The sequence below is a fragment of the Anaerotruncus sp. G3(2012) genome, assembly GCF_000403395.2.
GTDB lineage: Bacteria > Bacillota > Clostridia > Oscillospirales > Ruminococcaceae > Anaerotruncus.
In genome coordinates, this window is record NZ_KE159678.1 from 142,502 (window position 1) to 167,671 (window position 25,170).

The 25,170-nt window shown below is 50.0% G+C and carries 28 protein-coding genes and 1 other RNA gene; 11 read left to right on the forward strand and 18 right to left on the reverse strand.

The window, feature by feature from the left end:
• The first annotated feature begins 344 nt into the window (after nt 1–344).
• Nucleotides 345–1,127, forward strand: a complete 783-nt coding sequence (locus C814_RS19815) for a hypothetical protein (protein WP_016317240.1) — start codon at nt 345–347, stop codon at nt 1,125–1,127.
• Between the two features lie 331 nt (nt 1,128–1,458).
• On the opposite strand, the gene C814_RS22620 is transcribed toward C814_RS19815, so the two are convergent.
• The 5 genes from C814_RS22620 to C814_RS24315 all read right to left on the reverse strand — a co-directional run bounded on the left by C814_RS22620 (nt 1,459) and on the right by C814_RS24315 (nt 4,699).
• Nucleotides 1,459–2,073, reverse strand: coding sequence for a hypothetical protein (locus C814_RS22620; protein ID WP_016317241.1), 615 nt, complete (start codon nt 2,071–2,073; stop codon nt 1,459–1,461).
• Nucleotides 2,074–2,124: 51 nt separating this feature from the next.
• Nucleotides 2,125–3,201 (reverse strand): MarR family transcriptional regulator, encoded by a 1,077-nt coding sequence (locus C814_RS19820; RefSeq protein WP_016317242.1) that lies wholly within the window; start codon nt 3,199–3,201, stop codon nt 2,125–2,127.
• A gap of 400 nt (nt 3,202–3,601) precedes the next feature.
• A complete protein-coding gene (locus C814_RS25015; RefSeq protein ID WP_016317243.1) occupies nt 3,602–3,892 on the reverse strand; it encodes a tyrosine-type recombinase/integrase in 291 nt (96 codons plus the stop codon).
• Nucleotides 3,885–4,235 (reverse strand): site-specific integrase, encoded by a 351-nt coding sequence (locus C814_RS22630; RefSeq protein ID WP_196809951.1) that lies wholly within the window; start codon nt 4,233–4,235, stop codon nt 3,885–3,887. Before C814_RS22630 ends, C814_RS25015 begins: the two co-directional genes overlap by 8 nt.
• 185 nt (nt 4,236–4,420) lie before the next feature.
• Nucleotides 4,421–4,699, reverse strand: a complete 279-nt coding sequence (locus C814_RS24315; protein ID WP_196809952.1) for a tyrosine-type recombinase/integrase — start codon at nt 4,697–4,699, stop codon at nt 4,421–4,423.
• Between the two features lie 189 nt (nt 4,700–4,888).
• On the opposite strand from C814_RS24315, the gene C814_RS23225 reads away from it, so the two are divergent.
• The 4 genes from C814_RS23225 (at nt 4,889) to secG (ending at nt 8,189) form a co-directional block, all read left to right on the forward strand.
• Nucleotides 4,889–5,659, forward strand: a complete 771-nt coding sequence (locus C814_RS23225) for an IS5 family transposase (protein WP_081645063.1) — start codon at nt 4,889–4,891, stop codon at nt 5,657–5,659.
• A gap of 100 nt (nt 5,660–5,759) precedes the next feature.
• The gene (locus C814_RS22645) at nt 5,760–6,470 is read left to right on the forward strand and encodes a cytidylate kinase-like family protein (RefSeq protein WP_051142486.1); all 711 of its coding nucleotides are present in this window, start codon (nt 5,760–5,762) and stop codon (nt 6,468–6,470) included.
• A 379-nt stretch (nt 6,471–6,849) separates the two neighbouring features.
• Entirely contained in the window at nt 6,850–7,803 is a 954-nt protein-coding gene (locus C814_RS19840) for a hypothetical protein (protein ID WP_016317249.1), read from the forward strand.
• A 137-nt stretch (nt 7,804–7,940) separates the two neighbouring features.
• Complete coding sequence (secG, locus tag C814_RS19845; RefSeq protein WP_016317250.1) at nt 7,941–8,189, forward strand: preprotein translocase subunit SecG; 249 nt, start codon at nt 7,941–7,943, stop codon at nt 8,187–8,189.
• A 61-nt stretch (nt 8,190–8,250) separates the two neighbouring features.
• Here the strand turns inward: secG and C814_RS19850 are convergent, their stop codons facing one another.
• The 3 genes from C814_RS19850 to rnpB form a co-directional block, all read right to left on the reverse strand.
• Entirely contained in the window at nt 8,251–8,673 is a 423-nt protein-coding gene (locus C814_RS19850) for a GNAT family N-acetyltransferase (RefSeq protein ID WP_016317251.1), read from the reverse strand.
• A gap of 147 nt (nt 8,674–8,820) precedes the next feature.
• On the reverse strand, nt 8,821–9,087 hold the full coding sequence (locus C814_RS19855) for a pro-sigmaK processing inhibitor BofA family protein (protein ID WP_016317252.1): 267 nt from the start codon (nt 9,085–9,087) through the stop codon (nt 8,821–8,823).
• Nucleotides 9,088–9,195: 108 nt separating this feature from the next.
• An RNA gene (gene rnpB / locus C814_RS22660) (RNase P RNA component class A) lies at nt 9,196–9,534 on the reverse strand.
• A 215-nt stretch (nt 9,535–9,749) separates the two neighbouring features.
• Here rnpB and sigK point away from each other — a divergent pair.
• The 3 genes from sigK (at nt 9,750) to C814_RS19870 (ending at nt 12,734) form a co-directional block, all read left to right on the forward strand.
• Nucleotides 9,750–10,445 (forward strand): RNA polymerase sporulation sigma factor SigK, encoded by a 696-nt coding sequence (sigK, locus tag C814_RS19860; RefSeq protein ID WP_016317253.1) that lies wholly within the window; start codon nt 9,750–9,752, stop codon nt 10,443–10,445.
• A 231-nt stretch (nt 10,446–10,676) separates the two neighbouring features.
• The gene (locus C814_RS19865; RefSeq protein ID WP_016317254.1) at nt 10,677–12,068 is read left to right on the forward strand and encodes an MATE family efflux transporter; all 1,392 of its coding nucleotides are present in this window, start codon (nt 10,677–10,679) and stop codon (nt 12,066–12,068) included.
• A gap of 18 nt (nt 12,069–12,086) precedes the next feature.
• Nucleotides 12,087–12,734 (forward strand): HAD family hydrolase, encoded by a 648-nt coding sequence (locus C814_RS19870; RefSeq protein ID WP_016317255.1) that lies wholly within the window; start codon nt 12,087–12,089, stop codon nt 12,732–12,734.
• A 269-nt stretch (nt 12,735–13,003) separates the two neighbouring features.
• On the opposite strand, the gene C814_RS19875 is transcribed toward C814_RS19870, so the two are convergent.
• Genes C814_RS19875 through C814_RS19885 form a run of 3 tightly spaced genes read right to left on the reverse strand, consistent with a single transcriptional unit; the run spans nt 13,004 to nt 14,593 of the window.
• Nucleotides 13,004–13,351: a TIGR04076 family protein gene (locus C814_RS19875; RefSeq protein WP_016317256.1), complete on the reverse strand. Its 348-nt coding sequence runs from the start codon at nt 13,349–13,351 to the stop codon at nt 13,004–13,006.
• 23 nt (nt 13,352–13,374) lie between these two features.
• Nucleotides 13,375–13,902: a GNAT family N-acetyltransferase gene (locus C814_RS19880; protein ID WP_016317257.1), complete on the reverse strand. Its 528-nt coding sequence runs from the start codon at nt 13,900–13,902 to the stop codon at nt 13,375–13,377.
• Nucleotides 13,892–14,593 (reverse strand): HAD family hydrolase, encoded by a 702-nt coding sequence (locus C814_RS19885; RefSeq protein WP_016317258.1) that lies wholly within the window; start codon nt 14,591–14,593, stop codon nt 13,892–13,894. The genes C814_RS19880 and C814_RS19885 overlap by 11 nt, the downstream gene beginning before the upstream one ends.
• Before the next feature lie 217 nt (nt 14,594–14,810).
• On the opposite strand from C814_RS19885, the gene C814_RS19890 reads away from it, so the two are divergent.
• On the forward strand, nt 14,811–17,372 hold the full coding sequence (locus C814_RS19890) for a heavy metal translocating P-type ATPase (RefSeq protein WP_016317259.1): 2,562 nt from the start codon (nt 14,811–14,813) through the stop codon (nt 17,370–17,372).
• Nucleotides 17,372–17,635, forward strand: a complete 264-nt coding sequence (locus C814_RS19895; RefSeq protein ID WP_016317260.1) for a metal-sensing transcriptional repressor — start codon at nt 17,372–17,374, stop codon at nt 17,633–17,635. The genes C814_RS19890 and C814_RS19895 overlap by 1 nt, the downstream gene beginning before the upstream one ends.
• 62 nt (nt 17,636–17,697) lie before the next feature.
• Here C814_RS19895 and C814_RS19900 read toward each other — a convergent pair whose 3' ends face one another.
• The 3 genes from C814_RS19900 to proC form a co-directional block, all read right to left on the reverse strand.
• On the reverse strand, nt 17,698–18,228 hold the full coding sequence (locus tag C814_RS19900; RefSeq protein ID WP_016317261.1) for a DUF6882 domain-containing protein: 531 nt from the start codon (nt 18,226–18,228) through the stop codon (nt 17,698–17,700).
• Between the two features lie 45 nt (nt 18,229–18,273).
• Entirely contained in the window at nt 18,274–18,735 is a 462-nt protein-coding gene (locus C814_RS0105715; protein WP_016317262.1) for a YbjN domain-containing protein, read from the reverse strand.
• Nucleotides 18,736–18,854: 119 nt separating this feature from the next.
• Nucleotides 18,855–19,688 carry a pyrroline-5-carboxylate reductase gene (gene proC, locus C814_RS19905; RefSeq protein WP_016317263.1) on the reverse strand — a complete coding sequence of 278 codons (834 nt, stop codon included), beginning with the start codon at nt 19,686–19,688 and terminating at the stop codon, nt 18,855–18,857.
• A gap of 421 nt (nt 19,689–20,109) precedes the next feature.
• On the opposite strand from proC, the gene C814_RS19910 reads away from it, so the two are divergent.
• A complete protein-coding gene (locus C814_RS19910; RefSeq protein WP_016317264.1) occupies nt 20,110–20,706 on the forward strand; it encodes a hypothetical protein in 597 nt (198 codons plus the stop codon).
• 63 nt (nt 20,707–20,769) lie between these two features.
• Here the strand turns inward: C814_RS19910 and aepX are convergent, their stop codons facing one another.
• From aepX to C814_RS19930, 4 genes are all read right to left on the reverse strand, one after another.
• Entirely contained in the window at nt 20,770–22,074 is a 1,305-nt protein-coding gene (aepX, locus tag C814_RS19915; RefSeq protein ID WP_016317265.1) for a phosphoenolpyruvate mutase, read from the reverse strand.
• 88 nt (nt 22,075–22,162) lie between these two features.
• Nucleotides 22,163–23,284: a phosphonopyruvate decarboxylase gene (aepY, locus tag C814_RS19920; protein ID WP_016317266.1), complete on the reverse strand. Its 1,122-nt coding sequence runs from the start codon at nt 23,282–23,284 to the stop codon at nt 22,163–22,165.
• Nucleotides 23,285–23,303: 19 nt separating this feature from the next.
• Nucleotides 23,304–24,425: a phosphonoacetaldehyde reductase gene (locus C814_RS19925; protein ID WP_016317267.1), complete on the reverse strand. Its 1,122-nt coding sequence runs from the start codon at nt 24,423–24,425 to the stop codon at nt 23,304–23,306.
• Between the two features lie 16 nt (nt 24,426–24,441).
• Nucleotides 24,442–25,167 carry a phosphocholine cytidylyltransferase family protein gene (locus C814_RS19930; RefSeq protein ID WP_022788580.1) on the reverse strand — a complete coding sequence of 242 codons (726 nt, stop codon included), beginning with the start codon at nt 25,165–25,167 and terminating at the stop codon, nt 24,442–24,444.
• Nucleotides 25,168–25,170 lie beyond the last annotated feature (3 nt).

Consider the following 25,170-nt stretch of genomic DNA (forward strand, 5'->3'; position numbering starts at 1 on the left):
AAAATCCAGAATACACCGTTGATAAACTGCCGCGTATCTCGGGCATTGCCTCCGCGCGTCCCTTTTTCGCCTATTGTGTTTGGTTTGATTTTCTCCCACGCTCTGTCGCTTATATCATGTCGATGCTGTTCCCTCGCCATTTTTCTGCCCTCCTGCTACTTTGAGGACTATTATAGCACATTTCTATTGACGACACAACCTAAGTTAGATAAGCTATAATCAATAATACAGGAGGAAAAATAGTTGCTAGCATTTTAGCACAGTGTAAATATTGATAAGATTAAGTGGCAAGGTTTCCATGTAGTGATAAAATAATTTTTTAGATGAAAAAAGGAAGTAGAAAAATGACACAATACAATAGACACAAAAAAGCTGTCAGGATTTTTCGTGACATTACTTCAAATCCAGAAAAATATTTAATCATACACTATTCTTGTGAAAGCTTTATTGATAAAGAGGATGGTAGGACACCAAGAATTACCACTATTGCAATTCGGTATTTTGAAAGCAGTCAAACAAAAACATTTTCCATACATGAAGTAGCGGAGCAAAAGAATGTTGCTATTGATAAAATAGAGGAAAATTATGATTTGCTTGAATTAGAAATGTTATCGCAATACTTTGATTTTGTCCAAAAGCATGAAGGGTACAAGTGGATACATTGGAATATGCGTGACAGTAATTATGGGTTCTATGCAATTGAAAATAGATACAAGGTTTTAGGAGGACAACCGACAATAATACCCGATGACAAGAAAATTGATTTAGCCAGGAATTTGGTTAATTGTTTTGGTCGAGGATATATTGGAAATCCGCGTATGGAAAAACTTGTTGATAAAAATCACATGACAAAGTTAGGCTTTCTGACAGGTAAAGAAGAAGCTGAAGCTTTTGAACATAAACAGTATATTCGACTTCGTAATTCCACCTTGCGAAAAGTTGATTTATTTTATAGTATTGTTGTTGCTGCCGCCGAAGGAAAGTTACAGACTAATGCTAAATGGAAAGAAATCTATGGAGTTTCTATGCAAGGGATTTATGAAATGCTAAAAGAGCGCTGGTGGTTTAATGTCATCATATTTTTTGCTGGTTTATTTATTGGCGCGCTTATTTCTAAATACATATAATTGCTACGAAGCTTTTGATAAGTATTAAAAGTTTTCAAAAGCACAAAAGCCGAAACTGATTGATGGTGGTAAATCATTTTAAAGCCCATCGTTCTTTGTTGTAATGTTCGCAATATTATTATTCATTTTAATGCCAATTATAATGTAACATCTTAAAAATAGCATTTACAGAAAGCACAAGAGATTCATTAAAAAAAGAGAAGCAAGTAAAATTACACGATGGAATGTGTCCTACAATGATGAAAAATCTATAAATCACAGACAATGAATTAGGTTAAGCAAGGAAATAGACGTTATTGCTATTTCCTTGCTTGTGCATTTTTATACGGCCTTAATATCCCTTCTTCTCCAACATCTCCACCAGCGACCAGGTATCCCTCGCCGTAAACCCCCAGAGGATCCCGCTTAAAGTGTCTATGGCCAGATTACAGCGGCGGTAGAAGGTGCTGCTGGATACCGGCAGGCCCTTTTCCCGCAGCTTTTCCACCACCTCCCCATCTGTCTGGCAGATGTCCTCGTTGGAGCTGAGATATTTGAAATACAAGATCCAATAGAACTCCTCGCCGTTTTTCGCGTAGGCCCTCATACTCTTGATAGCCTTGTCAATGTATTGCAGCATGAGCTTGTTGCGCTGCATGGTGCGAAGCCGGCTCTCAATGTAGGTGTTTGAGAGGTCAATGTCCATCTGCTGGGCAAACTCTCCCATGGCAGAGAAGTGGACGCCGAGAGTCCCCAGGCACTCCTCATCCAAATCGTCCAAGGCGACAGCGATGCACATAAGTGTGCTTCTGTATCGCTGAAGCAGTTTCTCGGTGTTGTGAAAGCACCAGTTTTTGTTCAGATCCGGCTGCTCCTCAATTCTGGCCGGACGGCCTGATACCATGCGGTCCAGCATCTTTTCCACTTCCTGGGGCTGCCCATTTGCCTTTTTATCTTTTACAGACATTTCATGTCCTCCTTCAAGTTCGTTGTCGTTTGTTTTCGTGCCGGAGGGCAATTACCCGGAGCCTTCTGTCACCCGGATCTCGAAACAGTAACGAGATGAATTTTCCACTGAAGCCGTCCTGCTTTTACAGGAAACCTCTAACTTCCACCGGTTGCAAGCGGGGGATAAAGGATATAATTTAACGGATTTTTTCTTGCAGGAACAGCAGAAAAAGCCCCATGCCGCAAGGGATTGCAGCAGTTTCGGCAACAGCTCCAGCATGATGCGTTTTGAAACGCTGATTTTCTCGGATGGAACGCAGCTTTCCTCTTCCGGCCTGCCTGTCTTCAGCTGAAGCTGGAGGGCCACATCCTCCTTATGGATAGGCAGGTCAGAAATCTGGAACATCACCGAAAGGTAGTTTTCCAGATAAATGACTGTACCGTGCCGGCCGGAAAAGGTCAGGACATTGAGATACCCCAGCCGGTCCAGCCTTGCCAAAATGCGGCTGGCCGTTGTTTTGGAGACGCCCCAGCGCAAGGCCAGGCTGCTGCAGCTGGTGAGGGGATCGCCGGAACCATCTCGAAAATACACAACAGGGCCGATCTCAGCTCCTTTTATGCGCCCATCCTTGTAGATGGTATTCAGCCAAAGGTCCATGATGATGTCCCGTTCGGAACAGCGCGTACCCTCCATCAGCCTTTTTCCAAAGCTGATGGGGAAAAAGAAAAAGCCGCAGTCCTTTTGACAGCGGCATTCGTATTCAAGCACGGTATTGAAGGCTCCCCAGTTCAAAATACGGTAACGGACCAGTTTGGTTCCTGGGAGCATCCAAAAGGTAAGAAAGCCCCCTTGAACGAGTTCCTCTAAAATTGCGGTTGCCTGGTACAGTCGGCTGCATCCAAACCAGCCGGCCATCTCCCGCAGGCTGCATATCCATTCCCCAGGGCCGATGAGGTGGGAAACGCCATCGATTCGGAGCCTCGAAGATCGGAAATTGGCATAGGAGCAGAGGACCATAAAAGAGAACAGGCGGCAATCTCCCCGCCTAGATAGGGACTCATCCGCCAGCAGCTTTTGAATCAGCTCCCGGTGGATCCGCACCCGTGGGTAGTCCACGATTTGCTTGATTTCCAAGGTGTATGCCATAGTATCCCTCCAAACAAAAAAGAGCGCCCCTCCAGGAAGCGCTCAAAAAATGTTATCAATTTCATGGCGGCCATTGTACTTGCGAACTAGGCTTCGGTCTGCTATACTTTATGGTGTTCGAGAAAGATTTTCAGAAAAATGGGGTTTTTCTGAAAATCCAGTAACAATGCGGGTTCATCGTATTCAGTGCCGGGAAACGGTGTAACCGTGCGGATTTAGGGTGCTCCCAGATGGTATTCAGCTTCCACACCTGGTACTATCGTTATTTTGGGGGGCAGCACTTAAAATCTGCCGGGAGAAATCCCTTACGGGTTCAAGTCCCGTCGGCGGCACCATTTTTGGGCATTGGAGCACTCAGATCCGTTGTTTAGGGGGAAGGAGCTGAGGCTCCTTTTTCCTTTTATTCCTGCGATGTGGAAGGCTCCAGAGCTAAGCAGCCCGCAATCGTAGCAGCGGAAGCCTGCTTGCTGCTCATATCCAGGTGGGCATAGATATTCGCTGTGGTTGCAAAATTGCTATGCCCCAACCAAAGCTGGATCTCCTTGAGACTGATGCCATTGGCTAGCAGCGGGCTTGCACAACTATGCCTGAGATCATGGAACCGGATATAGGGCAGATCCAGCCTTTTGATTTTCTCACTGAATCCGCGGCTTACTCTATCCGGAAAGGGAAGATTCCCCAGATCATCCACACAGATGTATTCCAAAAAAGTCAGTGTTGTACTGCTTTTTGCAAGTCTTCTGATTTCGCTTCTGTTTGTCTCGCACCCGCATCAGCATCCGTTTGACCTGGGGGATGAGTGGAAGGGAGCGGAAACTGGATTTGTTCTTTGTTCGATTCTTCAGGATCAGCTGTGTTTTTCTATCAATTTTTGCTCTGGAAACGGTGTGGCTGACTGTAATGGTGTTGTTTTTGAAATCAATCGCGCTCCACTTCAGCCCCAGCACTTCACTGCGGCGAAAGCCGTAGAAAGCGGCAAGCGTGACAGGAAGTTCAATCGAGCTACCTTTGAAAGCCTCCAGCATGATAGCCAACTGCTGTGCATCGTAATAGTTGGACACAAAGTTGTCGATTTTTGGGCGAGTGACATCTGCCGCCGGATTGTAAGGGATCAGCTTGTACTTTTTTACTGCATCGGCCAGGCTTTTTCGGATGTTTGCGTGGTAGTGCAGGATCGTGTTCCCGCTGTCCCCCTTCTGCTTTAAGCTGCTGTAAAATTCTAGGTGTTCATCGTTATTAGCTTATCCAGGGGAACCAGCCGTTCCTCAAAGTAAGGCGCTATGACGTGTACAATTACTCCATAGTAGGCAGCGTAGGTCGTTTCTTCCCAGGTCGTGCGGTTTGCCTGAAGCCAGTATAAAATATACTGGGAAAACAGCATACTGCTCCGCAAATCCCCAGCAGCAACGACCGGCAGGTAATCCTGGTCGCTTTTACCTGCTTTTGGACGGGGCGGAAGGATCCCCTTCGTTGCCTCCCTTCTGGCCTTCTGCAGCATTTTGTTGGCCTGCGTCTTGTTCCCCTTCACTTTAAGACCGGTGGGAAACCAAACCGGCTTTTTCTTTCCTGTTACCGAATCGGGCAAAGACAAAACCATATAGTAAAGGTCGTGTTGTGTACATAAGTGGCCTGCGACTAACTTGTTAGGTCGTGTCCCTAAAGTAGAAAATATGATAAAATAGAGGATATGAAAAGACGGCATAGTGTAACAAATGAAGAAAGGGCAAGAATAGAGCCACTATTACCAAAACAGGGAAAAATGGGCCGACCGAGAAAAGATGCTCGGGAACAGGTAGATGCGATGCTATGGATTTTCAAAACGGGAGCCCCATGGAGGGACCTTCCAGAATATTATGGTCCATGGAAAACTTGTTTACAACAATTTCCTGCGTTGGCGGAACGCTGGAGTGTGGGAAAATATCCTCAAGAATCTGAATCCCGATTCAGATTCACCGTGGCAAATCATGGTGGATTCGACCAGTGTAAAAGCGCATCAGCACAGTGCTGGTGCAAAAAAGGGGCAGATAACGATCGGGCTATTGGTCGATCCAGGGGAGGATTGACAACAAAAGTACACGCAGAGGTAGATGAAAAAGGGCGACCTGTCAAGCTATTATTGTCAAGAGGCAATTTGAATGATATTACTTTGGCTCCACGGCTTGTAGATGGTCTTACATTAGCAAAGTGCTTTGTTTTGGCAGATAAGGGATATGACAGCAGTGATTTTGTGCAGTTGATAGAAGATTCTGGAGGAAGCGCTGTGATACCTCCCCGCTCCAATGCTCGTAATCCTCGTGAATATGACAAGGGAATGTACAAGCGCAGAAATTTAGTAGAGCGCTTTTTCAACCGCATGAAGCAGTTTCGGCGCTTTGCTACTCGTTATGAGAAAACTGCTAAATCTTTCCTTTCCCTTGTTCATTTTTTCGCTGTTTTTGTTTGGATTTCTATTTCTTGACTTTAGGGACACAACCTAGCCATTCTGGTCACCGTTTGGGTCATGGGTTCGGGTGTGGAAGGGATTAGGGCAGACAGCGAAAGCCTCTAAGCCTGCGGCGGTGATCCGGCCTTCCCGGAAAGGCGTAATCATCACCATAGCGCGGGAGCATGGATCTGCCGGGAAACGGATCGGCCAGCTTGTTGCCCAGCGGTTGGGCATTCCCTGTTATTACAAAGAGCTGGTGGCCATCGCCGCCCAGGAGAGCGGTCTGGCGCAGGAATTTATCTCCAATACCAACTCGGATGAAAACGCTGTCATGCGGGAGCTGTATCTGACCACCGACCCCATACTGCGTGCCATCGTGGCGCAGGAACGGGCCATCCGCCACATTGCGGAGGCAGGAGCCTGTGTGCTCATTGGCCGTTCGGCGGACTATGTGCTGCAGAACTATCCGGGAGTGGTGCGTATTTTTATCCACGCCCCCAGGAACTACCGGGAGAAAAAGGTTATGGAGATGTGCGGGGATACCCTGGAGGTAGCCAGGAAGAGCATCGCCCGCTACGAGGCGGCCTACCAGCGGCAGCTCTCGCAGTATTCTCTGGACTGCGAGGACGGCATCGAATATTCCGCCTGCCTGCACGAGCCCACCCCGGACGAGGTTCTGGAGCTCAAGGAGCGGTTCTGCCGTCTGTGGAACGCGCTGAACAGTCTGTCCCCGGCCCAGAGCCACCGGGTGGATGCCTGCATCATCCCCGTGCAAACGCTTTTCGGAGTAAAAACCGTTGTTAGTATGGTCCCAATGCATCGATTTATGCGGATTATTCTATAATTATTTTTTGAATATTAAATATATTTTTTTTAAATAATAAGATTGACAATGTTATCCATATGTGATATGATGAAATTGTGATAAACAGATCTGCGCGCAGGGGGTATCACGGCAAAGAAACAGCGAAGGAAAATGGAATTATATGTTAAAAAAGAGTGTAAGCATATTTCTGGTTGTCATGCTGTTGCTGACTATGGGCTTGTCGGCCTCTGCCGTAGGCGGTTCTCAAGATATCAACTACAATGCCAATTCCTCTAGTACACACTTGGAGGACACAAGTGCAGAAGTAAATAGTGGCGCGAAAATGAGTTCGGGAGTATTTAACTTTTTCAAAGCGATCTTATAGAATTGCAACTAGATCATAGAGAGGTGCGCAAAGATGAAAAATAGATTTATCATTTTATGTGCGGCACTCTTCAGTCTGACCGGATGTACCGGTCAGACTGAACCTGTTGCTGCATCCAGCGGGGCGGCGTCCTCAAGCGTGGTGGAATCTTCCAGTGTGCCGGAATCTTCCAGCGAGCCGGAGCCGTCCGATGAGGTGGAATCCTCTAGCGAGCCGGAATCCTCCAGTGAGCCGGAGCCGCTCAACGCAGGCGAATCCTCCAGCCAAACGGAATCCAAGAGTGAGCCGGAGGTTTCCAGTGCGGCCGAACCTTCCAGCGCGGTTCCCAGTGCGCAGGCCACCTCCAATGCGGCAGAACCCGCCAGTATGCCGCCATCCTCAAGCGAGCCGGTGGTTTCCAGCGCGGCGGAGGTTCCCGAAAAAGCGGAGCCGCTTTCTTCCGAGCCGGGTAAGATACCGCCCGGAGGACCTCCAGGTCCTCCACCGCCCACTCAGGAAGAGCTCGAGAAGCGACCGATAGATGAAAAACAGGCGGAGTGGAACCGGCTGGCCAAGCGGCTTGCTGCGCTTGGGGACACAGCGCAGCAGGTGCTTCCCCCTGATATTTTCAACGATTCGACGTGGAGAAATGTGCAGGGGGGCACAGTGGATGCGATCATCCTTTATGTGACCGATGAAGCGGTTGCGCGCGAACTTTTGGAGCCGTACACCGACCCGGAGATACCGTATATTTATCAAGAGGTGAAGTACACCCGGGCGGAAATTGATGCGATTTTTGAGGATGTGAAGTCTCAGGAGATCATCCAGAAGTATGAGAAGCAGGGAAAAATTTACTCCCTTGACGCAAGGTACAGAGAAATGGATCAAGTCGTAGAAGTCTGTACCAATGAGCGGGAACCGGAGCTGGAACGCTGGCTGAAAACTTATAAATATGCGAAATTCGTTTTGCTCAGTACTTCTCATTCCCATAAAATGAATCCGGCTTGAATCGCAGTTTTTCCCGATACTGCGCAAAATTTTCATCCGGCCGGTCGAAAATACGGGTTCAGCCCTTGCATATCCGGGGAAATTGTGGTACAATATCACGAGTTAAATTTGTAATGCGGTTTATCGGAGGTTGAAAAATGAGCGTTATTGAAATTGTCGGCGGCATCATCATCATGCTCTGCGCCGTTATCATCGTGGTTGCGGTCCTGTTCCAGGAGGGCAAGGGAGGCGGTATGAACGCCCTTTCCGGTGCGAATGAGTCCTCTTATCTGGGCAAAAACAAAAGCCGTACCCTTCAGGCCACGATGGTCCGGGTCACCAAATACGCGGGGATTGCGTTTGTGGTCGTGACATTGGCGGTCTACTTCATCAGTTCGAAGATGTAATGTCAGATAGTCAAAAAGCCTGCTTTTCAGCAGGCTTTTTTGTTTCTGGAAACGGGGATCGTCACAGGATTTTTTCCATCATTTCATGTTCGCAAAATTCATCCATGAACCGTTCGCCAGTGCCCCGATATCCGCACCGCTCATAAAATGGGACAGCATAGAGCTGGGCGCCAAGCCGAAGACAGGCTGCGTCCTGTTCACGCGCGATCTTTTCAAGCTCCTCCATCAGCAACCGTCCGAGCTGTTTTTTGCGGTAGTCTTTCAGTACGGCGATCCGCCCGGGATGGAAGAATCCATCATCCTTGAAGATGCGGCCGGTTGCGACCGGCTTTTCCGCGTCGTAAATCACCAGATGAACTGCCTGCGGGTCGTACCCGTCAGCATCCGGGAGGGTGAACCCCTGCTCGATCGTAAAGACCTGTTCCCGTACATAAAATGCATCGGACAGGTCGTCGGTTGCCCCATTGAGCCGTTTGACTTCCATGCTTTTGTCCTCCTGTCTGACTCTTTGGATTCTATCCTGGCATCAAGAATCAGAATGATTTTTTGCAAGACTGCCAATGGCAGGCCTGTTTCAGATTGCATAGCCATCCAGCATATCAAATGTGCCGGATGACTATATCATACCAGATCAGGCCCGAAAAATCAATTTGAAGATCAGCATGGCAATCACACCAGGGATACCAAGCAGGGACGCCACCCCGACTGTGAACAGGTTGGGGGAGAATAGAACACCGGTAAATGCGCCGCTCCAGCAGACGGCCAAAAGGGCGAGATTGCCGGTGACCGCAGAAAAAGCCAGTGAACGCAGAAATCTGCCTGAACGCGCCAGCGCGGCCAATGCGCAGAGTACAGCGAGTGCCGCACCTGCCGCGCCGAGAAAAAACAGAGTTTCCATCTCTGCCACCTCCCTTCCAAGCCTATGCGGGGAGATAGGGAAAAAGAACCATAACGGCGTAAAAGGAGGTGCAGAAAGCGCGTCCCGGAAAACCGGAACGCGCAGTTGGCAGAAAGGGAATCTATAAGCCGGGTTCTGTCGCGGACAACGATCTTTCTAGGCCGTACGTTGCCATACAGCTCAAGCCACCTTTCGGAACCCGGCGGGCAGCCGCATTGTTCCAGCTGGTGTTGCTCCGGATAGGGTTTACATGGCAATGCGGTCGCCCGCATCCCGGTGGGCTCTTACCCCGCCTTTCCACCCTTACCATCCGAGGATGGCGGTATCTCTCTGTTGCACTTTCCCTCGAGTCGCCTCGGCCTGCCGTTAGCAGGTATCCCGCCCTGTGGAGCCCGGACTTTCCTCACGATGCCGTTTCCGGCATCCCGCCGCTGTCCAATTCGCTTTCATACAAATTTTATTGTATCGGAAAATGGTCCATCCGTCAAGTGGCCCTGTGTAATTTCCGATTTATGGAATATATGTTGTCCCACTTGTTTTTTTACGATAATTGTTTCCGTTTGCGTTTTTTTCGCTGGTATTTGCCCAGGACTTGCACAAAGCGAGCCTTTTTGTGTATATATGATAGTACTGCTCATATAAAAGAATGAAGGAGGCTCCCTATGTTTTCTCTGTTCGCGTATCTTTGCGATCTTCTTTATTTTGCTTTGCACGTCACCGGGACCGGTTCCTTTCCCCGTCCGCTCACCGCCAAGGAGGAACGGGAATGCCTCGAACAGATCGCCCTCGGGGATGAGGCTGCAAAAGCCCGACTGATCGAACATAACCTGCGGCTGGTCGCGCACATCATCAAAAAATATTACAGTACCTTCAAGGATCAGGATGATCTGATCTCAATCGGCACCATCGGTTTGATCAAGGCAGTTTCGACTTTTAAGCCGGAAAAATCCGTAAGATTTGCCACCTATGCCTCCAGATGTATTGAAAATGAAGTCCTGATGCACTTCCGCAACAAGAAGAAGTCTGCGCAGGATGTCTATATCAGTGACCCGATCGACACAGATAAGGATGGCAACAGCCTTACGCTGATGGATGTCATGTCGGAAGAGGACAATATTGTTGACTGCATTGACCTGCATATCAAATCGGAGCAGCTTTACCAGTTTATCGGTACAGCGCTGGACGAGCGCGAACGCCAGATCATTGTGATGCGATATGGGCTGGGGGGGAACCGTCCGCTCACCCAGCGGGAGGTTGCAAAAAAACTGGATATCTCCCGTTCGTACGTTTCACGCATTGAAAAAAAGGCGATCTCGGTGCTGCGTGGGCGGTTTGAAAAGGAGGGGGCGTTTCCTTGATGATAGCCGTCTGGTACAAGACGCACAGGACAACGACAACACCCGAAGAGAGGCTATAGCAGCAGCTTTCTGTAGAGTTTTTTACGCGGGCTTGAAAAGAATCATCCGGATTCTTTTCAAGTGTTTCCCCTTGAAATGCCCTGTACATTTTCCCGGGAAAACAGGGCGGGTTGATTTTCCTCTGGAACAGGTGTAAACTGTAAGGAGACATAGAAAGGGGGGTGGTGCGCGATGCAGCTCTTCCGGGTGGACAGGCTCCTGCGCAATACCCAGATTCTCGGGGATATCCCGGACTACCGCAGCCTTCTGATCTCGACAATTCACATCGCATGGCCTTCGATCCTTGAATCCTTTTTGATTGCGCTGGTGGCCATGGTTGATACGATCATGGTCGGTACAATCGGCTCGCAGGCGATTGCTTCGGTTGGGCTTACCACCCAGCCTAAATTTATCGGGCTGGCAGTGTTCATCTCTCTCAATGTGGCGATCTCGGCAATCGTTGCCCGCCGCCGCGGGGAAGGGGACCGGGCGGATGCCAACCGGGTGCTGATGCAGGCGCTCCTGCTTACCCTGCTGCTCACAGCGGTGGTCAGCACCATCAGCATCCTCTTTGCAAACCAGATCATCCGGTTTGCCGGGTCACATCCCGAAACCCACGCGGATGCGGTCGCTTATTTCCGGATCATTATGGGCGGGCTGATCTGCAACACCATTTCCATGGTGATCAACGCCGCACAGCGCGGCTCGGGCAATACCAAAATTGCTATGCGCACCAACCTGGTTTCCAACTCGGTAAACGTGGTGTTCAATTATCTGCTGATCGGCGGAAAACTGGGCTTCCCGCGTCTTGGTGTGACGGGGGCGGCAATCGCGACAGTGATTGGCTCGGCCTGTGCCTGTGGAATGAGCATCCGCTCGCTGCTGCATCCTGACCATTTTATCTTTCTGCATGGGGTTCAACATGCGCGGTTTGAGCGCAAGACGCTCTCAGCGATCTTCAAGATCGGTTCAAGCACCCTTGCGGAACAGATTTTTATGAGGATTGGGTTCCTGACCTATTCGATCCTTGTCGCGAAACTCGGGACCATCGCGTTTGCCACCCATCAGATCGGCGTCAATCTGTTGACGCTCTCGTTTTCGTTTGGGGACGGGCTTTCGGTCGCAGCCATTGCAATGGTCGGACGAAGCCTAGGGGAGCAGCGCCCGGATATGGCGCGCCTTTACGGTGGCATCTGCCAGCGGTTTGCGACCCTCTTCTCGGCCGGGCTGGCGGTCATCTTCCTTTCGCTCGGCCGGCAGATTTTCATGCTCTTTTCGCGTGACCCCCAGATCCTGCAATACAGCCGCACGATCACCCTGTTTTTGTCAATCATCACCTTCCTGCAAATCTCGGCAGTGGTCTTTGCGGGCTGCCTGCGCGGTGCGGGGGATACGGTCTATGCCGCGATTGTCTCGCTTATCAGCGTCACCTTTCTGCGCCCGATTTTTGGATGGCTGTTCTGTTATCCGTTGGGCCTGGGCCTGACCGGTGCATGGCTCGGACTGACTGCCGATCAGGCGACCCGGTTTACCTTGACCTGGCTGCGGTTCCGAAGCGGGCGATGGACCCGTTATAAAATCTGACCAAAGGAGGCGGCTGCCATGCTGCGTGCGGCTATTTTTGATATGGACGGCACCCTGCTGGATTCCATGCACGTCTGGAATACGGTGGGGGAGGATTACCTTCGGACCAAGGGAAAAGTCCCGCCGGACGGTTTTGTTGAGCGTGTCCGCGCGCTGGGGATGCGGGAAACTGCGGATTATCTGCGTTCCGAGCTTGGAGTGGAGGACCCGCCGGAACAGATTATCCGGGAGATTTTGCAGTTTGTCAACGAACAGTACCTCCATGTACTTCCGCTCAAGCCGGGTGTGAAGGAGTTCCTACAGAAACTGCATGGAATGGGGGTGCGGCTCTGTGTTGCGACCGCCTCGGACCGGAGTGTAGCCGAAGCCGCGCTGGCCCGTACAGGCGTGCTTGGACTGTTCGATTTTTTGATGACCTGCGATGAGGCCGGTTCAGGCAAACAGCAGCCGCTTATCTTTGAGCGGGCGATTGAGAGGCTGGGCAGTTCAAAGATGGATACCGTCGTTTTTGAGGATGCTGCCCATGCGGTGCAGACTGCTGCGCAGGCCGGATTCCGGGTCGCGGCAATTTATGATGAGAGTGCCGCGGCAGAACAGGAACAAATCCGCTCTTTTTCGGAAGTTTATCTGGAAAGTTTTATCGGATTGGACCCGGAAATCTTTTGAGGGTTTCTGCTTTTCCTGCATAAAAATCTGTATGGATACCCGCCAGCAGCCTTCCGGTTATGCTGTCAAAGCGCTGCCTGCGTTTTTTGATCTTGCAGTACAGCGCGTTTTCTTGTTCATTTGGTGCATATCGGTTGAAAACGCCCGCTCTTTAGAAAAAGAGCGGGCGTAGAAGCATTCATGGACAGTGGAAAGGTTTTGACGCAACCGATACTCACAGCTTATCCATGTTGTGCCGCACAAGTGACCGGCTGTTGACGAACATTCGGTCAATCAAAAAATTTTCCTTTGAAGAAATTTTCGTTTCCAAGGTTTTCTGCTGTCAGCCGGAACAGAACACAGCCATCCGGGCAGACAATATCCTTGCAGTATCTGCTGCTGCCGCCGATGTTTTCCAGATCACCACCACTTCTGATCGCTTCCATGATTGGAAACAGCATCATCATGGTCTTGGAGCAGATTCCCTGCCCATCTGCGTTGACAGGGCAACCATAGGTGCAGGTATACCGATCCCCGACCTCTTCGCCGTTTCGGCAGTACCGCTCGGTATGGTCGCCGCGGAGAAACCCGATGACTTCAATCGTAAATGCATACTCTTCATCATACCATTTTTTCATGATAGACCTCCTGTTTTTTGTAATTATGGGGAGACGTGCATTACAACGGTTTTCAGAAACCGGTCAAACGCATCATAACCCGCTTCGGACAGGGGTTCCGGGCAGGACATCACGACCAGGTGGTGCCCCTCATAGCCTGCGTGATAGGCAGGATGGCAATGCGTATAGCTGTTTGCCTGAAAACTCACCCGTTCATAGAACGATTTCCGACGGATGGAAACTTCATCAACCGGCGGGTCAATTTCCAAAATAACAGTTTTTCCCCTCTGGTTCAGGAGTTCCAAGGCTTTTTGTCCGTATTTTCGATTTCGCATGGCGGGCAGGATGCAGAAATGTTCGACATAGATAAACTGCTCGGTTTCCCAGCATAAAATCAGGCCGACAAACTGGCTTTCGTCATAAATCAGAAGGAACTGGTAGTCCTTGTGGCTCATAATCTGTGACTGGGAGTCCGGCTCCCTCTGTTCATGGAATGGAAAACTGATGCGGTATAGTTCCATTGCTTCTGTGTATCTGGGGTCCTTTGTTGTGGTTAAACGTTCAAATCTCATGTTGCAGCTCCTTTTCGTCAGATTCTATACCTATCATTTTCAATAATAGTGCCAGGTTGGAATAATCGTGGATGATGTCAGAAACAATCTCATTTGACAGGTGGTTCTTCCGCATGGATGCCACCCCGATTGTTTTCAGGGCGCTGGCACGTTTGGCGGACTCGACACCGGACACAGAATCTTCAAACACGATACAGCTATGGATATCCACGCCCAGGCGTTTTGCCGCTTTCAGATACAGGTCGGGTTCAGGCTTTCCGGGCAGTGCCCCATCGTTGTAAACGACCTTGTCGATATCAAACCATCTGTCCAGATCGAGATGCTCGAAAAAGAATTTGACGTTGTTCCATCCCGAAGCGGTTGCAATCGTAATCGGAACCTTTCGAGCGACCAGTTCGTCTAAAAATGCGGGCAGTCCATCCGCGAGTTGAAACGATTCGCTCTCCAAACAGAGTTTTCTGTAGATGGATTCTTTCTCTTCCTCTAACAGTTCGATCTCCCCCCTTGACATTGGACGCCCTAAAAAATAGGGCAGGGAAAAGTCGGAATTTCTGCCATGGATATATTTCTGAAGCTCTTTGTCTGTGACAGCGCGCCCTGTTTTTTTCATGAGGAACGATTTCCAGGATTCCTCCTGAAAGCTCTCGTCAAAAAACATGGTTCCATTAAAATCAAAGAGAATGCCAATCATTGTACGTCCTTCCTTCTGGCCATCACTCCGGTATAATAGCTGCTTGTCAGCTATTATACCACATACACTAGAGGGATGACAAACAATTGTTTAGTAGTGATCTGATTTTTTCTATAGGAACAGAGACAGTACAATCTCTTGACAAATAGACTGTATTGGTATAAAATAGCCTTATAGACCCACACCCCCTGTGAGGGGGTGAGAAGGAGGAATAAGGGTGAAACAGAAATTCGATGTGACGGGTATGACCTGCTCGGCTTGTTCGGCGCATGTGGAGAAAGCGGTGTCGAAGGTGGAGGGAGTCCGCGCAGTCACGGTGAACCTGCTTTCCAACAATATGGCGGTTGAGTATGACGAAGCCGCGGTGGATGCCCCACAGATCATCCATGCGGTGGAGGACGCAGGCTATGGAGCGTCGGTACACAGTGCGCAGCCGGTCCGGCAGGCGCAGAAGCCGGTCGATCATGTTCAGGAAGAAATCTCCAATATGAAGTTTCGTCTGGTGGTTTCGTTCCTGTTTATGATCCCGCTGATGTATGTCTCGATGGGACATATGGCCGGACTGCCGCTCCCGCACTGGCTCCATGGGAATGCGAATGCGGTTTCATTTGCGTTTACCCAGTTCCTGCTCGCGCTGCCGATCCTGTATGTGAACCGGAAATACTATAAGGTTGGCTTTAAGACGCTGTTCAAAGGCTCCCCCAATATGGATTCCCTGATTGCGATTGGTTCGACTGCGGCGATGGTCTATGGGATTATTGCAATCTATATGATCGGTTACGGGCTGGGGCATGGTGACAGTGAGATGGTCAGCCGGTACTCGATGGACCTTTACTTCGAGTCTGCCGCAATGATCCTTGCGCTGATTACGCTGGGAAAATATCTGGAGACCCGCTCCAAAGGCAAGACAAGCGAAGCAATCACCAAGCTGATGGATCTCGCGCCTAAGACCGCGCTGGTGGAACGGGGCGGCACTGAAATCGAAATCCCGGTGGAAGAGGTCGCTGTGGGGGACATGGTGATCGTGAAACCGGGGCAGAGCATCCCGGTTGACGGCGAGATCGCCGAGGGCAGTTCCGCGGTGGACGAATCCGCTCTGACCGGTGAGAGCATCCCGGTTGAGAAGCATCCGGGCGACCGGGTGATCGCGGCCACCATCAACAAATCCGGCTGGTTTAAGTTCCAGGCGACCAAGGTTGGCGGGGACACGACCCTGGCACAGATCATTGCCCTGGTTGAGGATGCCGCCAATTCCAAGGCGCCGATTGCCAAGCTGGCGGATAAGGTCAGCGGCATCTTTGTCCCGGTGGTCATCGGGATCGCAGTGCTGGCTGCGGTGGCCTGGCTGGTAGCTGGCTATTCGGTCGAGTTCGCCCTCTCAACCGGGATCGCGGTTTTGGTGATCTCCTGCCCCTGTGCACTGGGGCTTGCGACCCCGGTTGCAATCATGGTCGGGACCGGAAAAGGGGCGGAAAACGGTATCCTGATCAAATCGGCGGAAGCACTTGAAACAGCACACACCATCAACACGGTTGTGCTGGATAAGACCGGCACGATTACCGAAGGCAAGCCCCGGGTGACCGATCTGGTAACCGCGCCCGGCGTGGAAGAGGATTTGCTGATTTCGGCTGCGGCTTCGATTGAAAAGCCTTCCGAGCATCCGCTCGCCGAGGCGATCGTTGAGGAGGCATCTGCCCGTGGGCTTCTGCTCCGCGGTGTGACCGGCTTTTCGGCGGTTGCAGGGCAGGGGATCGAGGCCCGGATTGACGGGAAGCGGTTCCTGGCGGGCAATCTGAAGATGATGCGGGAAAATGGTGTCCCAACGGATGGATTCGAACAGAAAGGGGAGACACTCTCCGAGCAGGGGAAAACACCGCTCTATTTTGCGGCGGAAGGGCGGATGCTCGGGCTGGTTGCGGTGGCGGATACGGTCAAGCCGACCAGCAGGGCAGCGATTGACGCTTTTAAGTCGATGGGGATTGATGTGGTGATGCTGACCGGCGACAACCGGCGGACGGCCGAAGCGATCCGGCGGCAGCTCGGAATCGACCGGGTGGTCGCGGAGGTGCTTCCGCAGGATAAGGAGCGGGAGGTCAGTGCGATCCAGCAGACCGGCAAAAAGGTTGCGATGGTCGGGGATGGGATCAACGATGCGCCCGCGCTCACCCGCGCGGATGTCGGAATCGCGATTGGTGCGGGAACCGATGTTGCGATCGAGTCGGCGGATGTGGTGCTGATGAAAAGCGACCTGCTCGACGCGGTGACCGCAATCGAACTTTCCCGCGCGGTGATCCGCAATATCAAACAGAACCTCTTCTGGGCGTTCTTCTACAACACGATTGGTATTCCGCTGGCGGCAGGGATTTTCTTCCCGCTCTTCGGACTCAGGCTGAATCCGATGTTTGGTGCGGCGGCGATGAGCCTCAGTTCGGTCTGTGTTGTTTCCAATGCGCTCCGCCTCAAGCTGTTCCAGCCCCGCCGCAAGGCGGTTGCAGATACCTCCGCGCCCATTCCGGCCACAACGCCGGAACGGGTTGGAGAAACCAAATCAGAGAACAAAGGAGAAAATGGTATGGAAAAGAAAATGATGATCGAAGGCATGTCCTGCGGACATTGCAGTGCGCGGGTGGAGAAGGCACTGAATGCGCTCGAAGGGGTTTCCGCAAAAGTGGATCTCGAGGCGAAATGCGCGGCGATTTCGACCCAAGGCAAAGTCAGTGACGAACAGCTCAAGGCGGCGGTGGTCGATGCGGGCTATGAAGTCGTCTCCCTTTCCTGATGCAGGCGGATAAAAAGCAGGTGAGCCGCCTGCTGAAAACGGCCCGCGGACAGATCGACGGTATCCTCAGGATGATCGAGGAGGACCGCTACTGCATGGATATTTCAAACCAGATCATGGCGACCGGTTCGGTGCTCGCCCGCGCCAACAAAGAGGTGTTGCGCGGGCATATGGAGAGCTGTGTACGGCAGGCGTTTGAAACAGGCAGCGCGGATGAAAAGATCGAAGAGCTGCTTGTCCTGTTAGATAAGCTGATGAAATAAGCCGAATGAAAAAGCTGGATGTGCGTTGCACATCCAGCTTTTCTACAGGGTCAGTATTTCTGTCAGTCAATCCGCTCGGTCAGAGCCAGGAACAGTTTCATGTTTCCATCATTGAGCGGGGCGATATAGGGGGCAATCGCATCCAGATAGTCTGCTGAGATCGCCAGAATGTCATAAAGCTGCTCATCAGAAATGGGGAAATTGGGCAGCGCATAAAATTCCTGCCCAGTGAGCGCAGCAAGTTCCTTGAGCTTTGCGGATTTTTCGGCGAGCAGGTTGTCTGGGTCGGCCCACGACCAAAGCCACATGCCAATGGGGGCGGCCAGCATCCCAACAGGAATATAGGAAAACTTTACGATATTGCTGCCATCCGACCGCCGGAACCACGCAGTACCAACATCGTGGTCGAGCTGTATGCTGGTGCACTCCTCAAGGTTATAGTTCTCGAACAGCCGTTTTAACTTGGGCTGGGCACGACTGCGGCAGGCCAGCACATAAGATGCGTATCCTTCCGGGCTGCTGACCGGAAGGGTCGCGGGCTGAGGCGGCTCGGTAAATTCATCCGGGCGCCTGCGGCCGAATAGATGGAACAATCGGTATGCCTCCTTCTGTTGATCCCCCTTGCGCGGGAATGGTGGTCAGTCTTCGCTGTTTTCGATCTTGTCGATCGCCTCTTTTGGGGCAACATTGCCGTACAGGACCGAGAGCAGACCAGGCGCGTAGCGGTCGACCATACAGAAGCCAATGTTGACAATCCGGTCGATCAGCGCAGGGTCCACCGGCGTGTCCTTCCAAGGGGCGGTCGCTTTGTAGCGCAGCTCGCCATCGTCGAAATCCAGTTCAAAATTGCCGATTGTCAAGCCGTAGTTGGCGCGCGCAATGTATTCCGCCGCTGCCGCAAGCTTGTCCTGCGCGACCTTGAGCGGGAAAATAGAATAAACGGTGAAGTCATCGTTCTCTTTGAGCTGGATGATGCAGGTGCAGCTGTCAACGCTCTGCATGTTCATCCGCATAATGAAATATTCATCCTCTTCGCGGTAGTCATATCTCCATTCCTGATCGTCCAGATATTGTTTAATTGCTTCATAACTTTTAGACATGAAACACGCCTCCAATCCAGCGTAATGATTTTCTCTCATTATAATGCAATTTCTTCAAAAAAACAATCGTTTATTCCCGATAATTCTGCAAAATTTTTGAAAGGAGTGCGGGAAGCGATTCAGGCTTTTTTACCGACCTCTATCATTCGTTCGCAGCTTTTGGTAACCGCATTGATCGCTGCAGCGCGGAACCCGCCATCCTCGAGCGCGTGCACGCCGGCAATCGTGCTGCCGCCAGGCGAGCAGACGCTGTCCTTGAGTGCGGCGGGATGACGTCCGGTCTGTAGGACCATTTCAGCAGAGCCTGTAAGCGTTTGAGCGGCGAGCTGAATTGCCATCTCCCGGGGCAGGCCGTTTTCCACACCGCCGTCTGCCATCGCTTCGATCATCAGATACGCAAACGCAGGCCCACAGCCGCTGATGCTGGTGAGCGGGTCAATCAAACGCTCGGGCAGCAGATAGGAGATCCCCACCAGATCAAACAACTCTTTGACAAGGTCACAATGCTCCTGCTGCGCATTTTTTCCTGCGGCGATTCCCGCAACCCCTTTTCTCACCAGCATCGGTGTATTGGGCATCACCCGTACCACCGGGTTTTCCGGGAAGAATCCCTCGAGAAAGTCCAGCGTCACGCCGCCCATGATCGACAGGATCAGCTGGTCAGGACGAAGCTCATCCCGCAGCGCCTCAAGCACTGCGCGTGCAAACTGCGGCTTGATCGCGAGTACCAGAATGTCCCCCTGCCGTGCCGCCTCCTTTGCCCCCTCATTCTGCGGGTCGTTGGGGAGTGTTGCGAAGCCATACCGGGTCGCAAGGTCCACCAGCCGCTCCTCATTCAGATCGGTAATCGTCACCATCTCAGGGCGTACGACGCCGCTTGCGACCGCACCGCTGAAGATCGCTTCACACATCTGCCCACCGCCGATGACACTAATCCGTTTTTGTTCTAACATGCGTTTTTCTCTCCTGTCTGTTTCGTAAAGATGCCTTGTTTTCCTGCTCTTATTGTACGCAAAATCCCTCCGTTTGTAAACCCTTCTGCATCATTTTCGATTTCGTCACAATTTGGACATATTATCCTGTTATGCTTATTCTATAATCGAAGCATTTGAAGAGAAGTGGTCTGTTTCTTTTCAGATCCGCGGCAGGACTGCCGCCTTCAGATTCCACGGCCACCCAGCACGCGAAGCGTGCTTGCGGGTTTTGCCCGACAGTTAAAATAAGCGATTGTCTTAACTGTTTGGACGATAAAGTCTGTTTGAAATTGGACAAATCAATAGTAGGTACCGTTTCCTGGAAAAAACCGATGGGTCCGATCTTTTCAGACAGTCTGTGATGTACACATGATTTCCATTTGATTGGAGGGTTTCCCCGATGCGTCAAAAACTGCTTTCCGTCCTGCTTGCTGTCCTGGTTGTCTGCGGGATTGCGATTCCCGCGTATGCTGCTGAAAGCCCGGTGCTTTCCAAAGAATGTAAGGTTTTGTCCAATACGGTGATCTATAATTATGTGATGCTGGCCGCCCCGTACAGCCGTGGGGTCAAGGGGGATGCGGTTTACTGCCGTATCGTTGACCGGGTCCGGGACGATGATGGGAATGCTTATCAGGTGGCAGACAGTGCACAATTGCGGGACACTACCCAATTCAGCAAGCGTATCCGTACCACGACCGGTGGAGGACTGGTCTGGACGATCACCCGCGAAAACTACGATAAAGATGGGTTCCAGGGCAGCAGCTTCTGTGTCAAACTGCGCCCCGAGGCGACCGATGGACAGTCGGTGATCGAATTCGAGTCGATCTATACCGCCCGGCAGGATACCGTCCTTGATGTGATCCCTACTGGCGGGGATGCCGAACACCCGGTACAGCTGACCGTGAAAAAGGGTGCGAAGATTACCACCGCCTGTCGGCTGAATATCAATGAGGAGACGATGAAAGTCACAAACTATCCAGAGTCTATCCAGCGGTAAAAATCTAAGGCACCCCGCCCGATATATCCGGGCGGGGTGCCTTTTTTTCTATTTGGCAGGTCCTTATTCTTCTGGTATCAGGGAAAGGATACTCTTGATCGGCATACAATACTGCTCGTCCGCTTCTTTGGCGCGGTGGCAGCGCAGGATGGTTTCAGCCGTCTTTTGCATAGCCGGATAACTGCTGCGGATCAGGTGGTTGGCGTAGATCACCACGTTGACCCCCCGACGTTTAAACTCCTCTTCGTATACAGCATTATAGGAGGTCGGTACGACGACAAGAACCGCGCGTTGGTTTTCCTCACGGAACTGCTGGACAAATGTAAATACTTCATCCGGTTCCTTGCGTCGGGAATGGATCATAATGCCATCCGCGCCGGCTGCTACATAAGCTCGTGCACGTGTCAGGGCATCGTCAATCCCCTTTTCCAGAATGAGGCTTTCAATGCGGGCGATAATCATAAAATCTTTGGTCTTTTGCGCCCGCTTTCCTTCGGCTATTTTATAACAGAAATTTTCAATGGTGTCCTGCTGCTGAGGGACTTCTGTACCAAAAAGAGAATTTTTCTTCAAGCCGGTTTTATCTTCTATGATGATCGCGGAGACACCCACCCGTTCCAGACTGCGTACGGTATAGACAAAATGCTCTGTCAGACCGCCTGTATCGCCGTCAAGGATGATCGGCTTGGTCGTCACCTCCATGATGTCGTTAATCGTGTTCATCCGGGAAGAGAAGTCGACAAGCTCTGTATCAGGCTTTCCCTTGATGGTGGAGTCACAAAGGGAGGAAACCCACATACCGTCAAACTGCCGGATTGCCCCTTCTTCCATGATGACTGTTTTTTCAGCGATCAAACCGGTGAGACCGGTGTGCGCTTCCATGCAGGTAATCATGCTCTTCTTTTCAATCAGCCATTTCAAGCGGCCCCGACGGATATCCGGGATGGAAAGCTGAGATCTGGCGGCGGCCTCCAAACGGTCGTACTGGGTATTGATGGAGTAAGGATATTCAATCAATTCCCCGCCATATTCCGCAAGAAGCTGGATGCATTCATCCCGCACCGGCTTTTGAAACCCAGTGACCCAGTCGTCGCCATGCACCACATAGTCGGGGCGCATCCTGCGCAGTGGTTCCCGATAACTGATGTCCTCCTGTTTGACAACCGCGGAAACACCTTTGATCCCGGCTACAATTTTCATGCGTTCCTCGCAGGAAAGGAGCGGGTAACGTTTATAGGTGGCTACGATTTCATCGGTGAGGACACCAACTGTCAACTCCCCAAGTTCTGCGGCACGTTTTATGATTTCGATGTGACCACCATGGATCACATCGGTGCTCATACACATAAATACTTTTTTGTCTGACATAAGCTCTGTTCACCATCTTTTCTCTTTCTATGAATGTTTTTCCTTCCTCTGCAGGCTTCGGACGCGGTTGGGGCCTGCAAAGAGACCGTTATTTCCCTGCTAAAAAATTCATAAAAGAGATTTTATTTTCAATAGGGGAGGTTGTGGGCCTTCCCAAATTCTTTCGTGTGCCAGTCGCCGCCTTCACTTCCAGAAAAGACAGTGTTTCGGCTTGTTTCAATCGTTGCAAGGCATCATCCAATGCATCAAAATCAGCGGCGCACGCAACATATGTATAGCCACATGTCTTCGCAATCTGGGAAAGCTCCAGATTTCCTGCCACAGTGGGCATCCCGCCTACCGATTCGTGGGAGCCGTTGTTGATAGCGACGTGGATGAACCGTTTTGGGGCGTTCGCACCTACTACCGACAGAGCACCCATGTGCATCAGAATGCTGCCATCGCCATCAATGCACCAGACTCTGCGTTCCGGCTTTTGAAGTGCGATCCCCAGCGCAATAGAAGAACAATGCCCCATCGAACCAACAGTCAGGAAATCACGGGCGTGATCTTGCCCGCGGGCTTCACGGAGCTCAAACAGCTCACGGGAGGCCATCCCTGTAGTGGAAACAAACAGATCGTTCTCGTCTGCGGCGTCCAGAATATGGGACAAAATCTCCTCCCGGCGCATGATGCCATGGCTGGAAAATGAGGTCTGCTGTGTATATTCCAACGCATTTTTCCGGACAACAAAAGCTGCCTGTCCGCCTTTATGAAATACCTCCCGGTATTCCTCAAGTTTGGAGCGGACTTCCGCCTCAGTTGTATGCTGGCCAATAACAAAAGCGGGAATCTGCATCTGTTCGAGCAGTTCGATTGTCCGTTCGCCTTGAAAAATATGCTGCGGTTCGTCGTGCACACCGGGTTCCCCACGCCAGCCAACAATAAAGAGACAAGGAATCCCGTATACCTTCTGATGGAGCAGAGAAGCGACAGGGTTGATGATATTTCCAAGTCCGCTGTTTTGCAGATAAACGACAGGGACTTTTCCGGTTGCCAGATGGTACCCGGCGGCTAGTGCAACCGCATTTCCCTCATTCGCGGCAATGACATGCTGGGAGGAGATACCATAACGATCGAACAGAAATGCTGTCAGAGCTTTTAATTGAGAATCCGGCACCCCGGCAAAAAAATCTGCATCAAGAGCATCTACAAAATTTTCGATATTCATATTATTTTACCCCCCCTTGCTAAGTATTTAATAAAATTTCTCCATACAATTCCATTAATACTTGTGAGTCTAGCATTATAGGATTATTTTTTAGGCGAACGGGATTTACCGAATTTGCAAGGATAAGAATATCTTCCCTTTTCCAAGATTGCGGTGCAGTTAATTTCAACTTCCGAAGGATATTCATCAAATATTGTTCAACAGATATTGTATCAGGGCATCCCAGTGCTTCTGCCAATTTTATAAGGCTCTGCTCTACATGCTTATATCCTCTGGGATCGATGCATTTCGTTTTTAGATGCGTCCTCATGTATTTCCATAGATGGGGAAGGCATATTGCTACAGCATGTCCATGCGAGATACCATAAAGAGAAGTCAATTTGTAACTCATCGCATGACTGGCAGTTGTCTGCGTGATATTGATTGCTTTCCCTGCAAGGTTTGCAGATGTCAACATTTCATTTGCAGCCTCGGGATTTCCCTCCAGATAATCTGGCATCCATTTCATAATCTTTTTGATTACACTTAATGAGTACTCCATGCTTTCAACATTTGAATGAATGGACCATCCAGACTCAATTCCATGACATAAAGCGTCCATCATAGCTGATTTTTTTTGATAATCTGGTAAAGTTTTTAAAAGAGAAGGGTCAAGGATGACAACTGATGGAATACAGCTTTCATGTGTAATAGACTGTTTTTCTCCATGCTGATAAATTACAGCATAGCGAGTCGCCTCGCTGCCGGTTCCTGCAGTCGTTGGGATAGCAATTAGCATAATTTTATTTGGAATAATTTTTTGCTCTAAATAGCAGGTATTTGAATCCATGGTACTATACAACTTAATGCATTTTGCTACATCAATTGTACTACCGCCACCGATTGCAATAATTGCTTGACTTTTTGATTGCAGGAAGCATTCTACTCCGTCAACAATGGATTCATAGCGGGGATTTACACAGAAATTATTAAAACGTGTAATAGTGATTCCTAACTGTTCCAATTGAGTAAAAAAGTGATCTAAAGGTAAATGGGCGATAGCTTGATCACACACTAAAAATAGCTTTTTGATTTCTTTTTGTTTTAAATAGGTTGTTAAATAAAAATATCCTTCATTCCCCATCCATATCAGTTGAGGCATATTCATCCCCCTCTTCTTAATTTTTACTTGAAATTTTTTCAAGGGCAGACGAAATTACCTCTCTATCTTCTGGAGTATCAATTTCTCTGCAAAGGGCATTTTTTATATCAAACGGATAAATCAAGCATTCAGATGAAATACAATTAAAAGCATTTTCACTGTAGCAGGTGATATCTCCTTTTTCGCAGAAGCTCTCTATTTCATCTAACCATAATTCCCAATCTTTCTTTAGCAATTTATACAAAGGTTGTGCTGAGACAGCATTATCAAAGAACTCTATGCCTATTTTTTGTATCCGCCCTTCTGAAACAACAGCTTTGAAATCTTTTTCAGGAAGATTCACAGTAGAACTGACAGCCATAACGCTGGTTGAAGCTGTCTTTATTTTTTCTAAAACAGATGGTTCAAAGACCAAATCTCCATGCATTAGGAGTGTGTCGTCTCCACGTAGATGTTTACGCGCAAGATAAATAGAATAAATATAATTGCTTTCATGATAGCGGGGATTATTTACAAATATATACTTCAATGGAAGCTTTAGCGAGTAACAGTAATCCACCAGAATATCAGAAAACGGACCAGTTGTGATAACCACCTTGTCGGCCCCAGACTGAGATAATAATCTAAGCTGATGACTGATGATAGTTTCATTTTTTTGTATTTCTGTCATGCACTTTGGATGTTGAGAGGTGAGCTCTCCCATACGGGTACCTGCTCCAGAGTTTAAAATTAAAGTATTCATATG

Excerpts from the sequence above, each read along its gene's own strand:
- C814_RS19815 (WP_016317240.1), top strand. The coding sequence starts at position 345 with ATGACACAATACAATAGACACAAAAAAGCTGTCAGGATTTTTCGTGAC.
- C814_RS22620 (WP_016317241.1), bottom strand. The coding sequence starts at position 2,073 with ATGTCTGTAAAAGATAAAAAGGCAAATGGGCAGCCCCAGGAAGTGGAA.
- C814_RS19820 (WP_016317242.1), bottom strand. The coding sequence starts at position 3,201 with ATGGCATACACCTTGGAAATCAAGCAAATCGTGGACTACCCACGGGTG.
- C814_RS24315 (WP_196809952.1), bottom strand. The coding sequence starts at position 4,699 with ATGCTGCAGAAGGCCAGAAGGGAGGCAACGAAGGGGATCCTTCCGCCC.
- C814_RS23225 (WP_081645063.1), top strand. The coding sequence starts at position 4,889 with ATGAAAAGACGGCATAGTGTAACAAATGAAGAAAGGGCAAGAATAGAG.
- C814_RS19840 (WP_016317249.1), top strand. The coding sequence starts at position 6,850 with ATGAAAAATAGATTTATCATTTTATGTGCGGCACTCTTCAGTCTGACC.
- secG (WP_016317250.1), top strand. The coding sequence starts at position 7,941 with ATGAGCGTTATTGAAATTGTCGGCGGCATCATCATCATGCTCTGCGCC.
- C814_RS19850 (WP_016317251.1), bottom strand. The coding sequence starts at position 8,673 with ATGGAAGTCAAACGGCTCAATGGGGCAACCGACGACCTGTCCGATGCA.
- C814_RS19855 (WP_016317252.1), bottom strand. The coding sequence starts at position 9,087 with ATGGAAACTCTGTTTTTTCTCGGCGCGGCAGGTGCGGCACTCGCTGTA.
- sigK (WP_016317253.1), top strand. The coding sequence starts at position 9,750 with ATGTTTTCTCTGTTCGCGTATCTTTGCGATCTTCTTTATTTTGCTTTG.
- C814_RS19865 (WP_016317254.1), top strand. The coding sequence starts at position 10,677 with ATGCAGCTCTTCCGGGTGGACAGGCTCCTGCGCAATACCCAGATTCTC.
- C814_RS19870 (WP_016317255.1), top strand. The coding sequence starts at position 12,087 with ATGCTGCGTGCGGCTATTTTTGATATGGACGGCACCCTGCTGGATTCC.
- C814_RS19875 (WP_016317256.1), bottom strand. The coding sequence starts at position 13,351 with ATGAAAAAATGGTATGATGAAGAGTATGCATTTACGATTGAAGTCATC.
- C814_RS19880 (WP_016317257.1), bottom strand. The coding sequence starts at position 13,902 with ATGAGATTTGAACGTTTAACCACAACAAAGGACCCCAGATACACAGAA.
- C814_RS19885 (WP_016317258.1), bottom strand. The coding sequence starts at position 14,593 with ATGATTGGCATTCTCTTTGATTTTAATGGAACCATGTTTTTTGACGAG.
- C814_RS19895 (WP_016317260.1), top strand. The coding sequence starts at position 17,372 with ATGCAGGCGGATAAAAAGCAGGTGAGCCGCCTGCTGAAAACGGCCCGC.
- C814_RS0105715 (WP_016317262.1), bottom strand. The coding sequence starts at position 18,735 with ATGTCTAAAAGTTATGAAGCAATTAAACAATATCTGGACGATCAGGAA.
- proC (WP_016317263.1), bottom strand. The coding sequence starts at position 19,688 with ATGTTAGAACAAAAACGGATTAGTGTCATCGGCGGTGGGCAGATGTGT.
- C814_RS19910 (WP_016317264.1), top strand. The coding sequence starts at position 20,110 with ATGCGTCAAAAACTGCTTTCCGTCCTGCTTGCTGTCCTGGTTGTCTGC.
- aepX (WP_016317265.1), bottom strand. The coding sequence starts at position 22,074 with ATGTCAGACAAAAAAGTATTTATGTGTATGAGCACCGATGTGATCCAT.
- aepY (WP_016317266.1), bottom strand. The coding sequence starts at position 23,284 with ATGAATATCGAAAATTTTGTAGATGCTCTTGATGCAGATTTTTTTGCC.
- C814_RS19925 (WP_016317267.1), bottom strand. The coding sequence starts at position 24,425 with ATGCCTCAACTGATATGGATGGGGAATGAAGGATATTTTTATTTAACA.
- C814_RS19930 (WP_022788580.1), bottom strand. The coding sequence starts at position 25,167 with ATGAATACTTTAATTTTAAACTCTGGAGCAGGTACCCGTATGGGAGAG.